Raw genomic sequence first — 14,066 nt, forward strand, 5'->3', positions numbered from 1 at the left:
TAGTTTGTCTAGCATCTAAAAATAAAAATTGACGTTCACGTTGTTTGTTTCGTTCAGTTTTCAAAGAACTACTTGGTCGCTCATTTGCGACTTCCTTATGTTAACATCTTCATTTTTCGATGTCAACTAAGTTTTTCAATTTCTTTTTTGCCGTTTTCTGCGTTTCTGCATCAGCGACGTTTATTAATTTATCATATACTTACTCTTAAAGTCAATACTTTTTAATAAAAAATTCTTTTTCTTACATAACGAATACATTCTTCCCTATTAGCAACTCTCCGAAATAAACAAAAAATGATTTTATACCTTTCTTCCATCGCCTTTTTTACAACGCTATGTATACGCTCATCTTCAAAATCAAATAAAAGTTCCTCTAACTCTCTCTTCAGTATGTATTCCATTTCTTTTCTCTCTTCCTTCGTCAACATAATCCCAAGCAAATTATCACCCCAATAACTCCTTACGTGTACCGATAAACGCCCTACTCATTTTCAATTATCAATAATGTATCATCAAAAAACAAAATTCTATCACTCATTATATCCACCACCTACGATATTAATCCCTTGTTCTCTTTTTTAAATTTAAAGCATATATGTAACTGAACAGGATTGGACAAAGGGGCGTAATATTATGTTTTTCTTTTTTATTACGAGTAAAAGAACATTTAAACACATTAGCTTAATAGTCGTACTTTCCTTATTTACAGCATGGCTACTCTTTTTAAAAACATATTCACATGAATCTGCTTTTAAAACTGCTACTGGCCCTAAAGTGATTTACAAAGGGGACACTGCAAAAAAACAAGTTGCATTCACGTTTGACATTAGTTGGGGAGACAAAAAAGCTATTCCAATCCTTAATACCCTCAAAGAAAGAGAAATTAAGAATGCAACCTTCTTTCTCTCTGCTGCATGGGCTGAAAGACACCCTGATATTGTCGAACGCATCATGAAAGATGGACATGAGATTGGTAGTATGGGCTATAATTACACATCCTACACTTCACTAGAAGCAAATGAAATACGAAGAGATCTTTTGCGGGCACAAGATGTTTTTACGAAACTTGGCGTAAAACAAGTCAAGCTATTACGTCCACCTAGTGGCGATTTTAACAAAACAACTCTTAAAATAGCGGAATCACTCGGATACACCATCGTTCATTGGAGCAACAATTCAAATGACTGGAAAAATCCCGGCGTAAATAAAATCATTTCCACAGTCTCTAGCAATTTAAAGGGGGGAGATATTGTCTTATTACATGCTTCTGATTCTGCCCTTCAAACAAATAAGGCTTTACCATTACTCTTACAAAAATTAAAGAGCGACGGATATGAACAAACATCTGTATCACAACTTATTTCCAACACAAGTACAAAAAGTGAAGATATTAAATAGTTCCTTTCTACACGGTTCTTCACACATAAAAAGCTCTGCTATCTTTCGTTAAGATAGCAGAGCTTTTTTTATCCTAGTATTTACAGACGATAAGAATCTGGATAATTAAAAATCCACTCTCCTCATTAAGCTGACTTACTCTTTTGTCCAATTAAACGATGCAATACAAGTAACTGATATGCATTACATAATAGAAGTGGTATCACCATTAAATATAACCAATCTGTATCATTAATCCGGAGCGCCGGTACCCATTCAAGAATTGTTACAACGACCATAAAGAACAGAGCGGGAACAAATGCTTTTTTATTCGTTTCTTTACTCTTTATATAAGCGACAATTGCCCCAAACACAGATAACATCCCAGCAACAAGTATGTTATTCCCTAATGAAACTTCCCCATTTGCAATAAGTACTGACCTTAAATAAACGAAATCAAACAATACAAACGCAATAAAGAAAAGTTGCACTGTATTCCATAAAGAAGATGACCGAAACATCCCTAATCCAAAACGATGGATCGTTAAATACGCAAAGAACCCCATTTGACTTATAACACTAAAAATAAATCCTACGCCCATCAACCAAAAAGAAATTGCTAAAATCTCTTTTCCGTCGAAATTTTGAAAAAATTTAGCGTACTTGTCCCACTCTAAAACAAAACCAATAAAGACTGTGCTAATCCCACCAAGAAACAACGTCGTAAAAAATAGTCGTACCCACTTGCGGCTATTCACAACACATCCCCCATTATTCTTATATTTCTAATTAAATTGTATCAATGACAATTTCAAAAAGCTAGCCATGTTAATGTATAAATTCTTTAAAGAGATTTATATTAAAAAAAGAGAACTTTGCTGAAAGGAGCTCCAACTTATGAAACGGATGCTGCTCGTTTTGATTTCTTCTTTTCTATTTATAGCACTAGTGGCATGTGCACAAGAAAAAGAAGCAAAATCCGAACTTGATTATGATCAAACAAAAAAAATGATTGTTGATATTTTAAAAACCGATCAAGGAAAAAAAGCGATTCAAGATGTATTAACTGATGAAAAAATGAAACAAGCACTCATACTAGATGAAACAGTAGTAAAGAAAACAATTGAAGATGCAATGGTATCTGAAAAAGGGCAACAATTCTGGGAAAAGCTCTTTAAAGACCCTGAATTCTCATCGAAATTTGCTAAAAGTATGGGAAAAGAACAAACAAACTTAATGAAAACTTTACTAAAAGATCCTGAATACCAATCAGGTGTTATAGAGATTATGAAAAATCCTGAAGTAGAGAAAATTATGTTACAAACAATGAAGAGTAAAGAATATCGTCAATATTTACAGCAAGTACTAACCGAAACTGCCGAAAGTCCACTCTTCCAAGCTAAGATGATTGACATCATTAGTAAAGGTGTACAAAAAGCCGAAAAAGGTGGGTCTGATAAGAAAGGCGCAGGTAGTGAAGGTGGTTCTCAAGATGGGAACAAAGAACAACAATAAAAATTATAGTAATGAGCGGACAATGTATATATTGTCCACTCATTACTACTTTATTTTTGTGTAACAGCTGTTTTATCAATAACTGTCTCAGCTATCGTACGATAAATAAGACCCGTTGTATGTGTATCTTCATATACCGACGGCGCAAAGTCCTCTTTATTCCAATCAGGTTGTTGAAGTGGAATTCGGCCAAGTATATCCGTTTGAAGTTCCGTAGCTAATTTATCTCCTCCACCTCTTCCAAACACATACTCTTTTTCACCAGTTGCTTTACTTTCAAAATACGCCATATTTTCAACAACGCCAAGAATACTATGCTCCGTACGTAAAGCCATGGCTCCAGCGCGCGCTGCTACAAATGCCGCTGTTGGATGCGGCGTTGTTACAATAATCTCTTTACAAGCCGGCAACATCGAATGTACATCTAGAGCAACATCACCCGTACCTGGTGGTAGATCCAATACTAAGTAATCTAAATCACCCCATTCTACTTCTGTGAAAAAGTGATTTAACATTTTCCCAAGCATCGGTCCTCTCCAAATAACAGGTGCGTTATCTTCTACAAAGAATCCCATTGAGATTACTTTCACGCCTAGACGCTCCACCGGTATTATCTTATCGCCTCTTACGATTGGACGTTTTTCTATACCCATCATATCCGGTACACTAAAACCGTAAATATCCGCATCAATGATACCAACCTTTTTTCCTAAACGAGCTAAAGCAATTGCAAGGTTAACAGAAACAGTCGATTTCCCTACTCCACCTTTTCCACTTGCCACTGCTAAAAATGTTGTATTTGAGTTCGGTGATAATAAGGATTCACTTTTCTCTTCCTCTTGCGGTGCTGCAAACTGAGCTAATTCCTCTTCTGTAAATTCTGCAAAACGAAGTCCAACTGTTGCTGCTCCAAGTTCTTTTACTAACTTTACAATTCCAGACTGCAACTGCATTTGTTCCGCTGTACCCGTCTTTACAATTGCAATTTTAACACTTACATGTTCCTTCTCAGGCTTGACTGTTACCTCTTTAATTGCATTTGTTTCTTTTAACGTTTTATGTATAAACGGATCTACAATCCCTTCCAATGCTTCCACTACCTGCTCTTTTGTTACCATAATTAGCCCAGCCCCCTGTATGAAAAATAACGTAATGTTAATTAAATTTTTCTCTCTTTATTTTTGAAATAAATGCGTTTACATTTCCAGTATAACATATTTTCGGAAAACTTCGTTAACGAGAGAAACTCGAAAAAATCCTCCTTATTCTGGAGGATTTCCTTTTTCCGTAAAATAACGTAATATACCACGATATATTGCAGCCGCTACTTTTTGTTGGTATTTCTCCGAATTTAACATATATCTTTCATTCACATTTGATAAAAAGCCTGCCTCAATTAAAGCACCTGGTGTTTTGGCATACTTCAATAAATACACGTGAGGAATTGTTTTAGCAGAACGATTCGTATTTTCTAAGCTTGTTCTCAATTCAGCTTGTATAAATTTCGCAGCCCGTTCATTTTCAATCGAAGAACGATAGTAGAACGTTTGTGCCCCCTTGGATCCGCTACTAGTTAGGGCATTTAAATGAATACTCGCAAAAAAGTCTACATCAGGCTTATTAATGATCTCAACACGCCTTTTTAAATCCTCTGCTTTACGTCTACTATATGACTTTGTATCTTTATTAGCTAAATCATAATCTCCTTCACGCGTTAAAATAACTAAAGCACCTTGTTCTTGTAAATAATCTTGTACCTTTTTTGTAATCTCAAGCGTAATATCTTTTTCTACAATATCCTTTCCACCAACAGCCCCTCCGTCTGGCCCACCATGCCCAGCATCTAGTACAATCACTTTCCCTGATAAGGGTAAATTCCAAGCTCGCCACGATTTTGTAATTTGAAATTCTTGTTTAACTAAAAAAAACAAAACAACCGCAGCGAGCGCAAAAGAGATAATTCGAATTCTCTTCATACCTTTCCTCCTCCAGCTAGTCCCTCTAATTACTTATATGGGACAAGAGGAAAGTTTATGCTTGTCTTAGTGTAGCTTTAATCGATATCTTCTTTCGCCTTTTTCATACCCTTCCTGCCACCACAAGCCGATAAACTGCTGGCAAGATTCAAAAAGCAATTCCTCGTCTTGCAACTTAATTTCACGTATAGTCATACTCGTTAAAAATTGAAATAACGTTTCAGTTAATTGTTGTTCTTCTTCTAAAGCCCTATATTTCACATCAAAGAATGATTCACCATGATAACCAAATTTACTGTATCTCGCTCCTAATAAATAAGATTCTATCCCTAATTCAATACAATAATCTTCATACTGACGATGAAGTTCTTGCATCTGAAAGGCATCACGAATATTTGAACGCAATGTTTTTAATGATAATTCTCGCAGCATCTTCCGCTCGTATTTTAACTGCTTTTCTTTTTGTTTTTCTTGTAAGCTGACAATGACATTCATAGTACTTATAAACCTCCCTAATACGTATTAGTCTAAACTTCTAAAGAAGAAGCATACGCAGGACCGTAGCACTAAAATATTCCAAGCTACAAAAATTACAAAAGAAGAATTAAACATAAAAAAACCCCAACCAAAATGGTTGGGGTTTGAAGTTCGCAAAAATTAACGTTTTGAGAACTGAGGTGCACGACGTGCGCCTTTAAGACCGTATTTTTTACGCTCTTTCATACGTGCGTCACGAGTTAATAGACCTGCACGTTTTAATGTTAGACGGTATTCTGGATCAGCTTTTAATAAAGCGCGAGAAATACCGTGACGAATAGCACCAGCTTGACCAGTGTATCCACCACCATTTACGTTTACAAGTACATTGTAGTTACCTAAAGTTTCTGTTGCAACTAGAGGTTGTTTCACTACTTCACGTAATGCAGCAAATGGGATATAGTTTTCAAAATCACGACCGTTAATGATAACGCGTCCTTCGCCTGGAACTAGGCGTACGCGCGCTACTGAACTCTTACGACGTCCAGTGCCATAGTATTGAACCTGTGCCAAAGTAAGCCCTCCTTTAATTAATTATCCGCGAAGTTCGTAAACTTCTGGTTTTTGTGCTTGGTGTGGATGCTCTGCTCCAGCATACACGTTTAATTTCTTAGACACTTGACGTCCTAAACGTCCTTTTGGAAGCATGCCTTTAATTGCAAGCTCTAACATTTGTACAGGGTAGTTTGTACGCATTTCTAGAGCTGTTCTTTGCTTAAGCCCACCTGGGTGGTTAGTGTGACGGTAGTAAATTTTATCGTTTAATTTATTACCTGTTAAATGAATTTTCTCAGCGTTAATAATAATTACATGATCACCCGTGTCAACGTGTGGTGTAAATGTAGGTTTGTTTTTACCACGTAAAATGGATGCTACTTCAGTAGACAGGCGACCTAAAGTTTGACCTTCAGCATCAACCACATACCATTTACGCTCAACTTCGTTAGCTTTTGCCATAAAAGTCGTACGCATGTGTTTCCCTCCTCGTTATCTTTTCCATAGAAAAAATCTATTGTTTATCTTAAACACGATTTCCTTCCGGGGCTAATCGTGGTTTTAGAAACAATACCATATGTTATGATATACTTTTGAGTTTCTAATGTCAAGCAAATGTTACACCAGGATTAGTTGTTATAGTTTACCTGCCATAAGTAAAGTCCATGACCTGGAGCCATCTTTCCAGCAAACTGGCGATTTTGTTTCGCTAAAATCTCTGGAATGCTATCAGGATCAAGCTTTCCTTGGCCTACGCTAAGTAACGTGCCAACAATAATTCTGACCATATTATATAAAAATCCATTACCTACAAAGCGAAAAATTAATTCATCGTCTTGCTCAATTAATTCGATTTCATAAATTGTTCGCACTTTGTCTTTTTTGTCAGTTTTTGCCGAACAAAAAGAAGTAAAGTCATGCGTTCCAATAAAATAAGGAATCGCTTTTCTTATAGAGTTTATTTCGAGCGGATATGGATATTGATATACGTAATTTCTACGGAATACATCCGCAGTCTTTGATAATAATACACGATAGCGATATTCTTTTTTCTCGACACCGTAACGTGCATGAAATTCTTCTGTTTTCTTCTCTACCTGCCTGATAACAATATCATCCGGCAACATTGTATTTAAAGCATTACTCCATTGCCACTCTTCAAGAGACAAAGGTGTATCAAAGTGTATCACTTGTCCTTTGGCGTGAACGGTAGAATCCGTTCTGCCTGATGCCTGCACACGAACAAGTTCTCCTTTATGCAACTTCTGCAATGCTTTCTCTATTTCTTGTTGAACAGTACGATGCTGTGGTTGAATTTGGTAACCACAAAAATGAATGCCATCATATGCAACTGTACATTTTATTCTTTCCATTTCTCTACTCTCCATTACGACCGCACCCATGCCAAAATACAAGCTAAACAAAGTAAGCTTACAATTGTTACTGTATCACTTATTTTCCAGCGTAGTTGCCTAAATTTAGTACGTCCTTCGCCACTTTTATATCCACGAGCTTCCATCGCAATCGCTAAGTCCTCTGCACGCTTAAAAGCACTGATAAATAGTGGAACGAGTAGTGAGATAATAGCTTTCATCCTATCTTTTATCGGTCCCCCAGCAAAATCAATACCACGTGACGCCTGCGCTTTCATGATTTTACTCGTTTCATCCATTAATGTGGGGATAAATCGAAGAGAAATTGACATCATTAATGCGATTTCATGAACAGGAACTTTCATACGCTTCAACGGCTTTAATAACGTCTCTAAACCATCTGTAATCTCAATTGGTGTCGTTGTTAACGTTAATAATGTCGTCATTAAAATAATAACGAAAAATCGTATAGAAATGTAGATTCCTTGCTCTAATCCTTTTTCATGTATCGAAAACCAACCAAGCTGGAATAGTACTTCCCCTTCTTTATTTGTAAAAATATGCAGGAAAAATGTAAAAAGAAAAATCCATAAAATTGGTTTTAAGCCCGAAAGTACATAACGAATCGGCACTTTTGCAAAAAATAAAGCAATGAGTGCATATAAAAATAAAAATCCATATGAAATCGCATTATTTGCTAAGAAAACAACAAATACATATAAAAAGACAATCAACAGCTTCGTACGAGGATCAAGTTGATGAATGAGTGACTGACCTGGAATATATCTCCCAATAATCAACTGCTGCATGATTCATGACCACCTTTTCGTAACACCTGTACAACTTCATGAGTAAGATCCTCTAAAGATAAGGTAGCCTTCGAAATTGAAATACCAAACTTCTCTTCAATTGCACGTTTATACTTTAAAGACATTGGAAGATCCACACCGATTTGTTCTAATTCATCAGCATGTGAAAATACTTCCTCTGCTCTTCCTTGCAAAAAGACCGTTCCTTTATGCATGACCACTATTTGATCTGCATACTTAGCGGCATCCTCCATATTATGGGTAACAAGAATGACTGTAAGCCCCTGTTCCTTATGCAAATTGTAAAACATCTCCATGAGCTCGTGCTGTCCTTTCGGATCAAGCCCTGCTGTAGGTTCATCTAATACAAGCACTTCGGGTTCCATCGCAAGTACGCCTGCTATTGCAACACGCCTCATTTGCCCACCGCTTAATTCAAACGGAGAACGTGCTAATAACTCTATGTCCAATCCAACAAGCTGGATTGCATCTTTCGCCTTTTGTTTTGCCTCTTCTTCAGATACACCAAAATTAGTAGGTCCAAAACAAATGTCCTTTTCAACTGTTTCTTCAAATAGTTGATGTTCTGGAAACTGAAAGACAACCCCTACTTTTTTTCGTAGCGGCTTAAGTTTCTTCTCTTTTTTCCCTGCTGAAATTAAATATTCACCAATTTGAACCGTACCATTTGTCGGCTGCAATAAACCATTTAAATGTTGAATCATCGTCGACTTACCTGAACCAGTATGACCGATAATGGCATAATAGCCCCCACTTGGAAACGACACGTCTACATCATAAAGTGCGCGTCTTTCAAATGGAGTTTTATATTGATAACGATGTTCTACTTTTTGGAATGTAATCTCCAAAGTTCGTTCACCAAGCTTTCCATTGTAAGATGCGTATTTTGCAAGTGAATTTCATTTCTTTTTAATAATTCTGCTATTTTCACCGAAAAAGGTACATCTAATCCAATCTCTTGGAGCATATGAGAGGATTTGAAAATTTGCTCTGGAGTACCTTCCTCTAATATTTCTCCCTTGTTCAAAATAATAATACGGTCTGACTGTGCCGCTTCTTCTAAATCGTGCGTAATCGATAACACCGTAATACCCTTTTGATTAACAAGTTGTCTGACCGTTTCTACTACTTCACGTCTCCCCTGAGGGTCTAACATTGAAGTTGCTTCATCTAGTATTAAAATAGATGGCTGAAGTGCTAAAACACCTGCTATTGCGACTCGCTGCTTTTGTCCACCAGATAACGAATGGGGTTCTTCATTTAAAAAATCTTCCATACGGACAAGTTGCAGAGCTTGTTCTAGTCTTTCTATCATCTGCTCCCTTGGCATTCCGATGTTCTCTAGGCCGAATACAACGTCATCTTGTACTGTCGTTCCAACAAATTGATTATCTGGATTTTGAAATACCATCCCAATTTGCTTTCGAACATCCCATACTGTTTCCTCTGATAAAATCATTGTATCATTTAAAGTAATTGTCCCTGATTCCGGTAAAAATAAGCCATTCAATAATTTTGCAAGTGTAGACTTCCCTGAACCATTTTGTCCAATAACAGATACCCATTCTCCTTCATATAAGGAAAACGAAACATCTTTTAATGCATAAGAGGCTGCCCCAGGATATTGAAATGATATATTTTCTGTCCGAAGTTTCTCTTTTTTCAATACAAGGCACCCTTTCTTTCGCCAAGTTAGCCTATTTTTTTATACTTAAAAAAAAAGGGCCATGACCAGTTACTTGAAAAGAACTGTCCTGCCCTTTTAATCATCATTATACTAACTCGATAATTACCATTGGTGCTGCGTCTCCGCGACGTGGACCAATTTTTGCAATACGAGTGTATCCGCCTTGGCGCTCAGCATAGCGTGGAGCTACATCAGCGAATAATTTTTGAAGTGCATCTTGACCAGTCTCAGCGTTAGCAACTTCATTACGGATGAAAGCTGCTGCTTGACGACGAGCATGAAGATCTCCGCGTTTACCTAAAGTGATCATTTTTTCCACTACAGAACGAAGTTCTTTTGCACGAGTTTCTGTCGTTTGGATGCGCTCGTTGATAATTAAATCAGTAGCTAAATCACGTAACATAGCTTTACGTTGCGCACTTGTACGGCCTAATTTTCTGTATGCCATTCGTAGTTCCCTCCTTTGTTGATGGGTTTAAATCCTCAGTCGTCTTTACGTAAACCTAAACCTAATTCCTCAAGTTTATGTTTAACTTCTTCTAAGGATTTACGTCCTAAGTTACGAACTTTCATCATATCTTCTTCTGTTTTGTTCGCAAGCTCTTGTACAGTATTAATTCCTGCACGTTTTAGGCAATTATAAGAACGAACAGAAAGATCCAGTTCTTCAATAGTCATCTCTAGAACTTTTTCTTTTTGATCTTCTTCCTTCTCGACCATAATCTCAGCATTTTGTGCTTCGTCAGTTAAACCAACAAAGATATTTAAATGCTCAGTTAAGATTTTGGCACCTAAAGAGATAGCTTCTTTTGGCCCGATGCTTCCATCCGTCCATACATCAAGCGTAAGCTTATCATAATTAGCCACTTGTCCGACACGTGTCTTTTCCACTTGGTAAGTCACACGTGATACTGGAGTATAAATAGAATCAATAGGAATTACTCCTATTGGTTGATCTTCGCTTTTATTTGCATCAGCTGGCGTATACCCACGGCCACGCTTTGCAGTTAAACGCATGCGGAAATGCGCATTTTTTGCTAACGTCGCAATGTGTAAATCTGGATTTAAGATTTCAACATCACTATCGTGAGTAATATCAGCAGCTGTGACAATACCTTCGCCCTGTACATCGATTTCCAACGTCTTCTCTTCTTCAGAGTAGATTTTAAGAGCTAACTTTTTCAAGTTTAAGATCATCGTCGTAACGTCTTCTACTACGCCCTCAACTGTTGAAAATTCGTGTAAAACGCCATCGATTTGGATAGCAGTTACAGCGGCACCAGGGAGTGAGGATAAAAGAATACGACGTAAGGAGTTACCCAAAGTAGTACCATATCCACGCTCAAGCGGTTCAATCACGAATTTGCCATACTTAGCATCTTCGTTAAGTTCAACCGTTTCGATTTTCGGTTTTTCGATTTCAATCATTAACTAAACCCTCCTTCAAAACGTCGAAACCCCGGTTAAACAAAGGAAGAACCTCTGTTTAACCGAAAGTCCCCCTTAGGCAGTTCCCGATTGTGCACAACAAGCGATGTTTCTGTACGAAATTTCTCGATAATGCATCATATCCATTATAGACAAAAGGGAAAATTCTATACAGAAAAATTACACACGACGACGTTTTGGTGGACGACATCCATTATGAGGAACTGGAGTAACATCTCTAATTGCTGTTACTTCTAGACCTGCCGCTTGAAGAGCACGAATTGCAGCTTCACGACCAGCACCAGGACCTTTAACAGTAACCTCTAAAGTTTTTAAACCATGCTCCATTGCAACTTTAGAAGCAGCTTCAGCAGCCATTTGCGCAGCGAATGGAGTAGATTTACGAGATCCACGGAAACCAAGTGCACCAGCACTAGACCAAGAAAGTGCGTTACCGTGAGTATCTGTAAGTGTTACGATTGTGTTGTTGAAAGTAGAACGAATATGAGCTATACCAGCTTCAATATTCTTTTTCACACGTTTTTTACGAGTGTTTGTTTTACGTGCCATTGTTAGTTCAACCTCCTTTACTTATTATTTCTTTTTATTTGCTACTGTACGACGTGGACCTTTACGTGTACGAGCATTGTTTTTAGAGTTTTGACCACGAACTGGTAAACCACGACGGTGACGAAGACCACGGTAAGAACCGATCTCCATTAGACGTTTAATGTTAAGAGATACTTCACGACGAAGATCTCCCTCAACTTTAATACGATCGATGATATCACGGATACGTCCTAATTCATCTTCCGATAAATCACGAACTCGTGTTTCCGAAGAAATACCAGCTTCTGTAAGAATTTTTTCAGCAGTTGTGCGACCAATGCCGAATACGTAAGTTAAAGAAATAACAACGCGCTTGTCACGAGGAATATCTACACCTGCGATACGTGCCATTCTGAATGCACCTCCTTCTGATTAACCTTGTTTTTGTTTATGTTTAGGGTTTTCACAAATAACCATTACTTTTCCACGTCTACGAATAACTTTACATTTTTCGCAGATTGGTTTAACTGACGGTCTTACTTTCATGTCTCGAACCTCCTTAAAGATTACGGAGTGCTATATTATTTAAAACGGTACGTAATACGACCACGATTTAAATCGTACGGAGATAATTCTACCGTAACTTTGTCTCCTGGTAAAATACGAATGAAGTTCATACGGATTTTACCAGAAACGTGAGCCAATACGACATGCCCATTCTCTAATTCTACTTTGAACATAGCATTTGGCAACGTTTCAAGAACGGTACCTTCGACTTCAATTACATCATCTTTAGCCATTCAATAGTTCTCCCTTCTTCAAATCAGTAACATTTTACACTGCTCTGAAATCCCGGAGAGCCAGCTACTTATAAAGTGGTAAGGATTTCGTATCCTGCTTCTGTAAGAGCAATCGTGTGCTCAAAATGGGCACACCATTTACCATCTACCGTTACCACTGTCCAGTCATCAGATAGTGTTTTTACATATCGTCTTCCTTGATTCACCATCGGCTCAACACAGATGACCATTCCCGGCTTTAATCTAGGGCCTCTATTTGGTGGACCATAGTGCGGAATTTGAGGGTCCTCATGTAAGTCTTGCCCGATTCCGTGACCAACATACTCCCTAACGATCGAGAACCCATTCTCTTCAGCATGTGTTTGAACCGCATGCGAGATATTTGATAATCTTTCGCCTGGTTTTACTTGTTCTAGACCAAGATACAACGATTTTTCTGTGACATCAAGTAGCTTTTGAACAGATTCAGAAATGTTTCCAACTGGATACGTCCATGCAGAATCTCCATGGTACCCATTGTATTTCGCACCAATATCGATACTGATGATATCGCCCTCTTCGAGCTTACGCTTCCCTGGAATCCCGTGTACAAGCTCTTCATTTACAGAAGCACATATGCTCCCCGGAAATCCGTTGTATCCTTTAAAAGATGGCGTAGCACCATATTTTCGAATCGTCTTTTCCGCTATTTGATCGAGCTCTTTCGTTGTAATTCCTGGAGTAATATGTTGTTTCAACTCTTGATGAGTTAAAGCAACGATCCTGCCAGCTTCTCGCATGATTTCTATCTCGCGAGGAGTTTTGCAGATGATCATTACGCTAAGCCTCCGATGAGAACATCGATATCAGCAAATACTTTATTGATATCTTGCTCACCATTAATGCTTTGTAAGTAACCTAGCTCCTCGTAGAAATCAAGCAAAGGTTTTGTTTGCTTAATATTTACATCTAAACGATTTGCTACAGTTTCTTCATTGTCATCAGAGCGTTGATATAATTCGCCACCACATTTATCGCACACATCAGCTTTTGCTGGCGGATTGAATTCTAAGTGGTAAGTCGCACCGCATTCTTTACAAATGCGACGGCCTGTAAGGCGTGTTAATAACAACCCTGAATCCACATTAATGTTTAAAACATAGTCGATTTTTTTGCCAAGATCTTTCATAATCTCTTCAAGAGCTGATGCTTGTGCAACAGTTCGCGGGAAACCATCTAATAAGAAGCCTTTAATACAGTCTTCTTGACTTAAACGTTCACGAACAATTCCAATTGTAACTTCATCTGGAACAAGCGCACCTTTATCAATAAAAGATTTTGCTTGTAAACCAAGTTCAGTTTCAGCCTTCATAGCTGCACGGAACATATCTCCTGTTGAGATGTGAGGGATGTTATACTTGGCAACAATCTGTTCGGCTTGTGTACCTTTACCAGCACCAGGAAGCCCCATTAAAATCAAGTTCATCCTTGTTCCCCCTCAGTACATGAGCATGTAGGGA

At 37.8% G+C, this 14,066-nt stretch carries 21 protein-coding genes; 2 read left to right on the plus strand and 19 right to left on the minus strand.

What is annotated here, in order from left to right; all coding sequences use genetic code 11:
* Positions 1-221: 221 nt before the first annotated feature.
* Entirely contained in the window at positions 222-440 is a 219-nt protein-coding gene (locus tag MR071_RS19875) for a hypothetical protein (protein WP_033656695.1), read from the minus strand.
* A gap of 193 nt (positions 441-633) precedes the next feature.
* Between MR071_RS19875 and pdaB the strand changes: the two genes are divergently transcribed.
* The gene (gene pdaB, locus MR071_RS19880) at positions 634-1,398 is read left to right on the plus strand and encodes a polysaccharide deacetylase family sporulation protein PdaB (protein WP_105587643.1); all 765 of its coding nucleotides are present in this window, start codon (positions 634-636) and stop codon (positions 1,396-1,398) included.
* 125 nt (positions 1,399-1,523) lie between these two features.
* Here pdaB and kbaA read toward each other — a convergent pair whose 3' ends face one another.
* A complete protein-coding gene (gene kbaA / locus MR071_RS19885) occupies positions 1,524-2,135 on the minus strand; it encodes a KinB signaling pathway activation protein KbaA (RefSeq protein ID WP_242237657.1) in 612 nt (203 codons plus the stop codon).
* Between the two features lie 139 nt (positions 2,136-2,274).
* Between kbaA and gerD the strand changes: the two genes are divergently transcribed.
* The gene (gene gerD, locus MR071_RS19890) at positions 2,275-2,892 is read left to right on the plus strand and encodes a spore germination protein GerD (protein ID WP_105587641.1); all 618 of its coding nucleotides are present in this window, start codon (positions 2,275-2,277) and stop codon (positions 2,890-2,892) included.
* 50 nt (positions 2,893-2,942) lie between these two features.
* Here the strand turns inward: gerD and MR071_RS19895 are convergent, their stop codons facing one another.
* From MR071_RS19895 to MR071_RS19975, 17 genes are all read right to left on the minus strand, one after another.
* The gene (locus tag MR071_RS19895; RefSeq protein ID WP_105587639.1) at positions 2,943-4,010 is read right to left on the minus strand and encodes an Mrp/NBP35 family ATP-binding protein; all 1,068 of its coding nucleotides are present in this window, start codon (positions 4,008-4,010) and stop codon (positions 2,943-2,945) included.
* Between the two features lie 144 nt (positions 4,011-4,154).
* Entirely contained in the window at positions 4,155-4,868 is a 714-nt protein-coding gene (gene cwlD, locus MR071_RS19900) for an N-acetylmuramoyl-L-alanine amidase CwlD (RefSeq protein WP_105587637.1), read from the minus strand.
* A 66-nt stretch (positions 4,869-4,934) separates the two neighbouring features.
* On the minus strand, positions 4,935-5,363 hold the full coding sequence (locus MR071_RS19905; RefSeq protein ID WP_002113330.1) for a DUF2521 family protein: 429 nt from the start codon (positions 5,361-5,363) through the stop codon (positions 4,935-4,937).
* A 162-nt stretch (positions 5,364-5,525) separates the two neighbouring features.
* Positions 5,526-5,918 (minus strand): 30S ribosomal protein S9, encoded by a 393-nt coding sequence (gene rpsI / locus MR071_RS19910; RefSeq protein ID WP_002009728.1) that lies wholly within the window; start codon positions 5,916-5,918, stop codon positions 5,526-5,528.
* A gap of 21 nt (positions 5,919-5,939) precedes the next feature.
* Positions 5,940-6,377 carry a 50S ribosomal protein L13 gene (rplM, locus tag MR071_RS19915; RefSeq protein ID WP_001260795.1) on the minus strand — a complete coding sequence of 146 codons (438 nt, stop codon included), beginning with the start codon at positions 6,375-6,377 and terminating at the stop codon, positions 5,940-5,942.
* Between the two features lie 152 nt (positions 6,378-6,529).
* Complete coding sequence (truA, locus tag MR071_RS19920; RefSeq protein WP_105587644.1) at positions 6,530-7,273, minus strand: tRNA pseudouridine(38-40) synthase TruA; 744 nt, start codon at positions 7,271-7,273, stop codon at positions 6,530-6,532.
* Between the two features lie 14 nt (positions 7,274-7,287).
* Positions 7,288-8,082: an energy-coupling factor transporter transmembrane component T family protein gene (locus tag MR071_RS19925; protein ID WP_105587636.1), complete on the minus strand. Its 795-nt coding sequence runs from the start codon at positions 8,080-8,082 to the stop codon at positions 7,288-7,290.
* On the minus strand, positions 8,070-8,951 hold the full coding sequence (locus MR071_RS19930; RefSeq protein ID WP_105587634.1) for an energy-coupling factor ABC transporter ATP-binding protein: 882 nt from the start codon (positions 8,949-8,951) through the stop codon (positions 8,070-8,072). Before MR071_RS19930 ends, MR071_RS19925 begins: the two co-directional genes overlap by 13 nt.
* On the minus strand, positions 8,927-9,769 hold the full coding sequence (locus MR071_RS19935; protein WP_002139935.1) for an energy-coupling factor ABC transporter ATP-binding protein: 843 nt from the start codon (positions 9,767-9,769) through the stop codon (positions 8,927-8,929). Before MR071_RS19935 ends, MR071_RS19930 begins: the two co-directional genes overlap by 25 nt.
* Before the next feature lie 106 nt (positions 9,770-9,875).
* Positions 9,876-10,238, minus strand: coding sequence for a 50S ribosomal protein L17 (gene rplQ, locus MR071_RS19940; protein ID WP_000331490.1), 363 nt, complete (start codon positions 10,236-10,238; stop codon positions 9,876-9,878).
* Between the two features lie 35 nt (positions 10,239-10,273).
* Positions 10,274-11,218 carry a DNA-directed RNA polymerase subunit alpha gene (locus MR071_RS19945; RefSeq protein ID WP_002009743.1) on the minus strand — a complete coding sequence of 315 codons (945 nt, stop codon included), beginning with the start codon at positions 11,216-11,218 and terminating at the stop codon, positions 10,274-10,276.
* Between the two features lie 180 nt (positions 11,219-11,398).
* Complete coding sequence (gene rpsK / locus MR071_RS19950; protein WP_002009745.1) at positions 11,399-11,788, minus strand: 30S ribosomal protein S11; 390 nt, start codon at positions 11,786-11,788, stop codon at positions 11,399-11,401.
* Between the two features lie 24 nt (positions 11,789-11,812).
* Positions 11,813-12,178 (minus strand): 30S ribosomal protein S13, encoded by a 366-nt coding sequence (gene rpsM / locus MR071_RS19955; protein ID WP_002009746.1) that lies wholly within the window; start codon positions 12,176-12,178, stop codon positions 11,813-11,815.
* Between the two features lie 21 nt (positions 12,179-12,199).
* Positions 12,200-12,313 carry a 50S ribosomal protein L36 gene (gene rpmJ, locus MR071_RS19960; RefSeq protein ID WP_000868344.1) on the minus strand — a complete coding sequence of 38 codons (114 nt, stop codon included), beginning with the start codon at positions 12,311-12,313 and terminating at the stop codon, positions 12,200-12,202.
* 35 nt (positions 12,314-12,348) lie between these two features.
* Positions 12,349-12,567 (minus strand): translation initiation factor IF-1, encoded by a 219-nt coding sequence (infA, locus tag MR071_RS19965; protein WP_001029884.1) that lies wholly within the window; start codon positions 12,565-12,567, stop codon positions 12,349-12,351.
* A 68-nt stretch (positions 12,568-12,635) separates the two neighbouring features.
* Positions 12,636-13,382 carry a type I methionyl aminopeptidase gene (gene map / locus MR071_RS19970; RefSeq protein WP_000582542.1) on the minus strand — a complete coding sequence of 249 codons (747 nt, stop codon included), beginning with the start codon at positions 13,380-13,382 and terminating at the stop codon, positions 12,636-12,638.
* The gene (locus MR071_RS19975; RefSeq protein WP_002063428.1) at positions 13,382-14,032 is read right to left on the minus strand and encodes an adenylate kinase; all 651 of its coding nucleotides are present in this window, start codon (positions 14,030-14,032) and stop codon (positions 13,382-13,384) included. Before MR071_RS19975 ends, map begins: the two co-directional genes overlap by 1 nt.
* Positions 14,033-14,066 lie beyond the last annotated feature (34 nt).

Origin of the sequence: Bacillus cereus group sp. BfR-BA-01316 (assembly GCF_022664195.1) — a bacterium.
In the GTDB taxonomy this organism is placed as follows: Bacteria; Bacillota; Bacilli; order Bacillales; family Bacillaceae_G; genus Bacillus_A.

Excerpts from the sequence above, each read along its gene's own strand:
- rplQ (WP_000331490.1), bottom strand. The coding sequence starts at position 10,238 with ATGGCATACAGAAAATTAGGCCGTACAAGTGCGCAACGTAAAGCTATG.
- MR071_RS19945 (WP_002009743.1), bottom strand. The coding sequence starts at position 11,218 with ATGATTGAAATCGAAAAACCGAAAATCGAAACGGTTGAACTTAACGAA.
- MR071_RS19975 (WP_002063428.1), bottom strand. The coding sequence starts at position 14,032 with ATGAACTTGATTTTAATGGGGCTTCCTGGTGCTGGTAAAGGTACACAA.
- gerD (WP_105587641.1), top strand. The coding sequence starts at position 2,275 with ATGAAACGGATGCTGCTCGTTTTGATTTCTTCTTTTCTATTTATAGCA.
- pdaB (WP_105587643.1), top strand. The coding sequence starts at position 634 with ATGTTTTTCTTTTTTATTACGAGTAAAAGAACATTTAAACACATTAGC.
- rplM (WP_001260795.1), bottom strand. The coding sequence starts at position 6,377 with ATGCGTACGACTTTTATGGCAAAAGCTAACGAAGTTGAGCGTAAATGG.
- rpsM (WP_002009746.1), bottom strand. The coding sequence starts at position 12,178 with ATGGCACGTATCGCAGGTGTAGATATTCCTCGTGACAAGCGCGTTGTT.
- cwlD (WP_105587637.1), bottom strand. The coding sequence starts at position 4,868 with ATGAAGAGAATTCGAATTATCTCTTTTGCGCTCGCTGCGGTTGTTTTG.
- truA (WP_105587644.1), bottom strand. The coding sequence starts at position 7,273 with ATGGAAAGAATAAAATGTACAGTTGCATATGATGGCATTCATTTTTGT.
- MR071_RS19925 (WP_105587636.1), bottom strand. The coding sequence starts at position 8,082 with ATGCAGCAGTTGATTATTGGGAGATATATTCCAGGTCAGTCACTCATT.
- MR071_RS19895 (WP_105587639.1), bottom strand. The coding sequence starts at position 4,010 with ATGGTAACAAAAGAGCAGGTAGTGGAAGCATTGGAAGGGATTGTAGAT.
- infA (WP_001029884.1), bottom strand. The coding sequence starts at position 12,567 with ATGGCTAAAGATGATGTAATTGAAGTCGAAGGTACCGTTCTTGAAACG.
- rpsK (WP_002009745.1), bottom strand. The coding sequence starts at position 11,788 with ATGGCACGTAAAACAAACACTCGTAAAAAACGTGTGAAAAAGAATATT.
- MR071_RS19905 (WP_002113330.1), bottom strand. The coding sequence starts at position 5,363 with ATGAATGTCATTGTCAGCTTACAAGAAAAACAAAAAGAAAAGCAGTTA.
- map (WP_000582542.1), bottom strand. The coding sequence starts at position 13,382 with ATGATCATCTGCAAAACTCCTCGCGAGATAGAAATCATGCGAGAAGCT.
- rpmJ (WP_000868344.1), bottom strand. The coding sequence starts at position 12,313 with ATGAAAGTAAGACCGTCAGTTAAACCAATCTGCGAAAAATGTAAAGTT.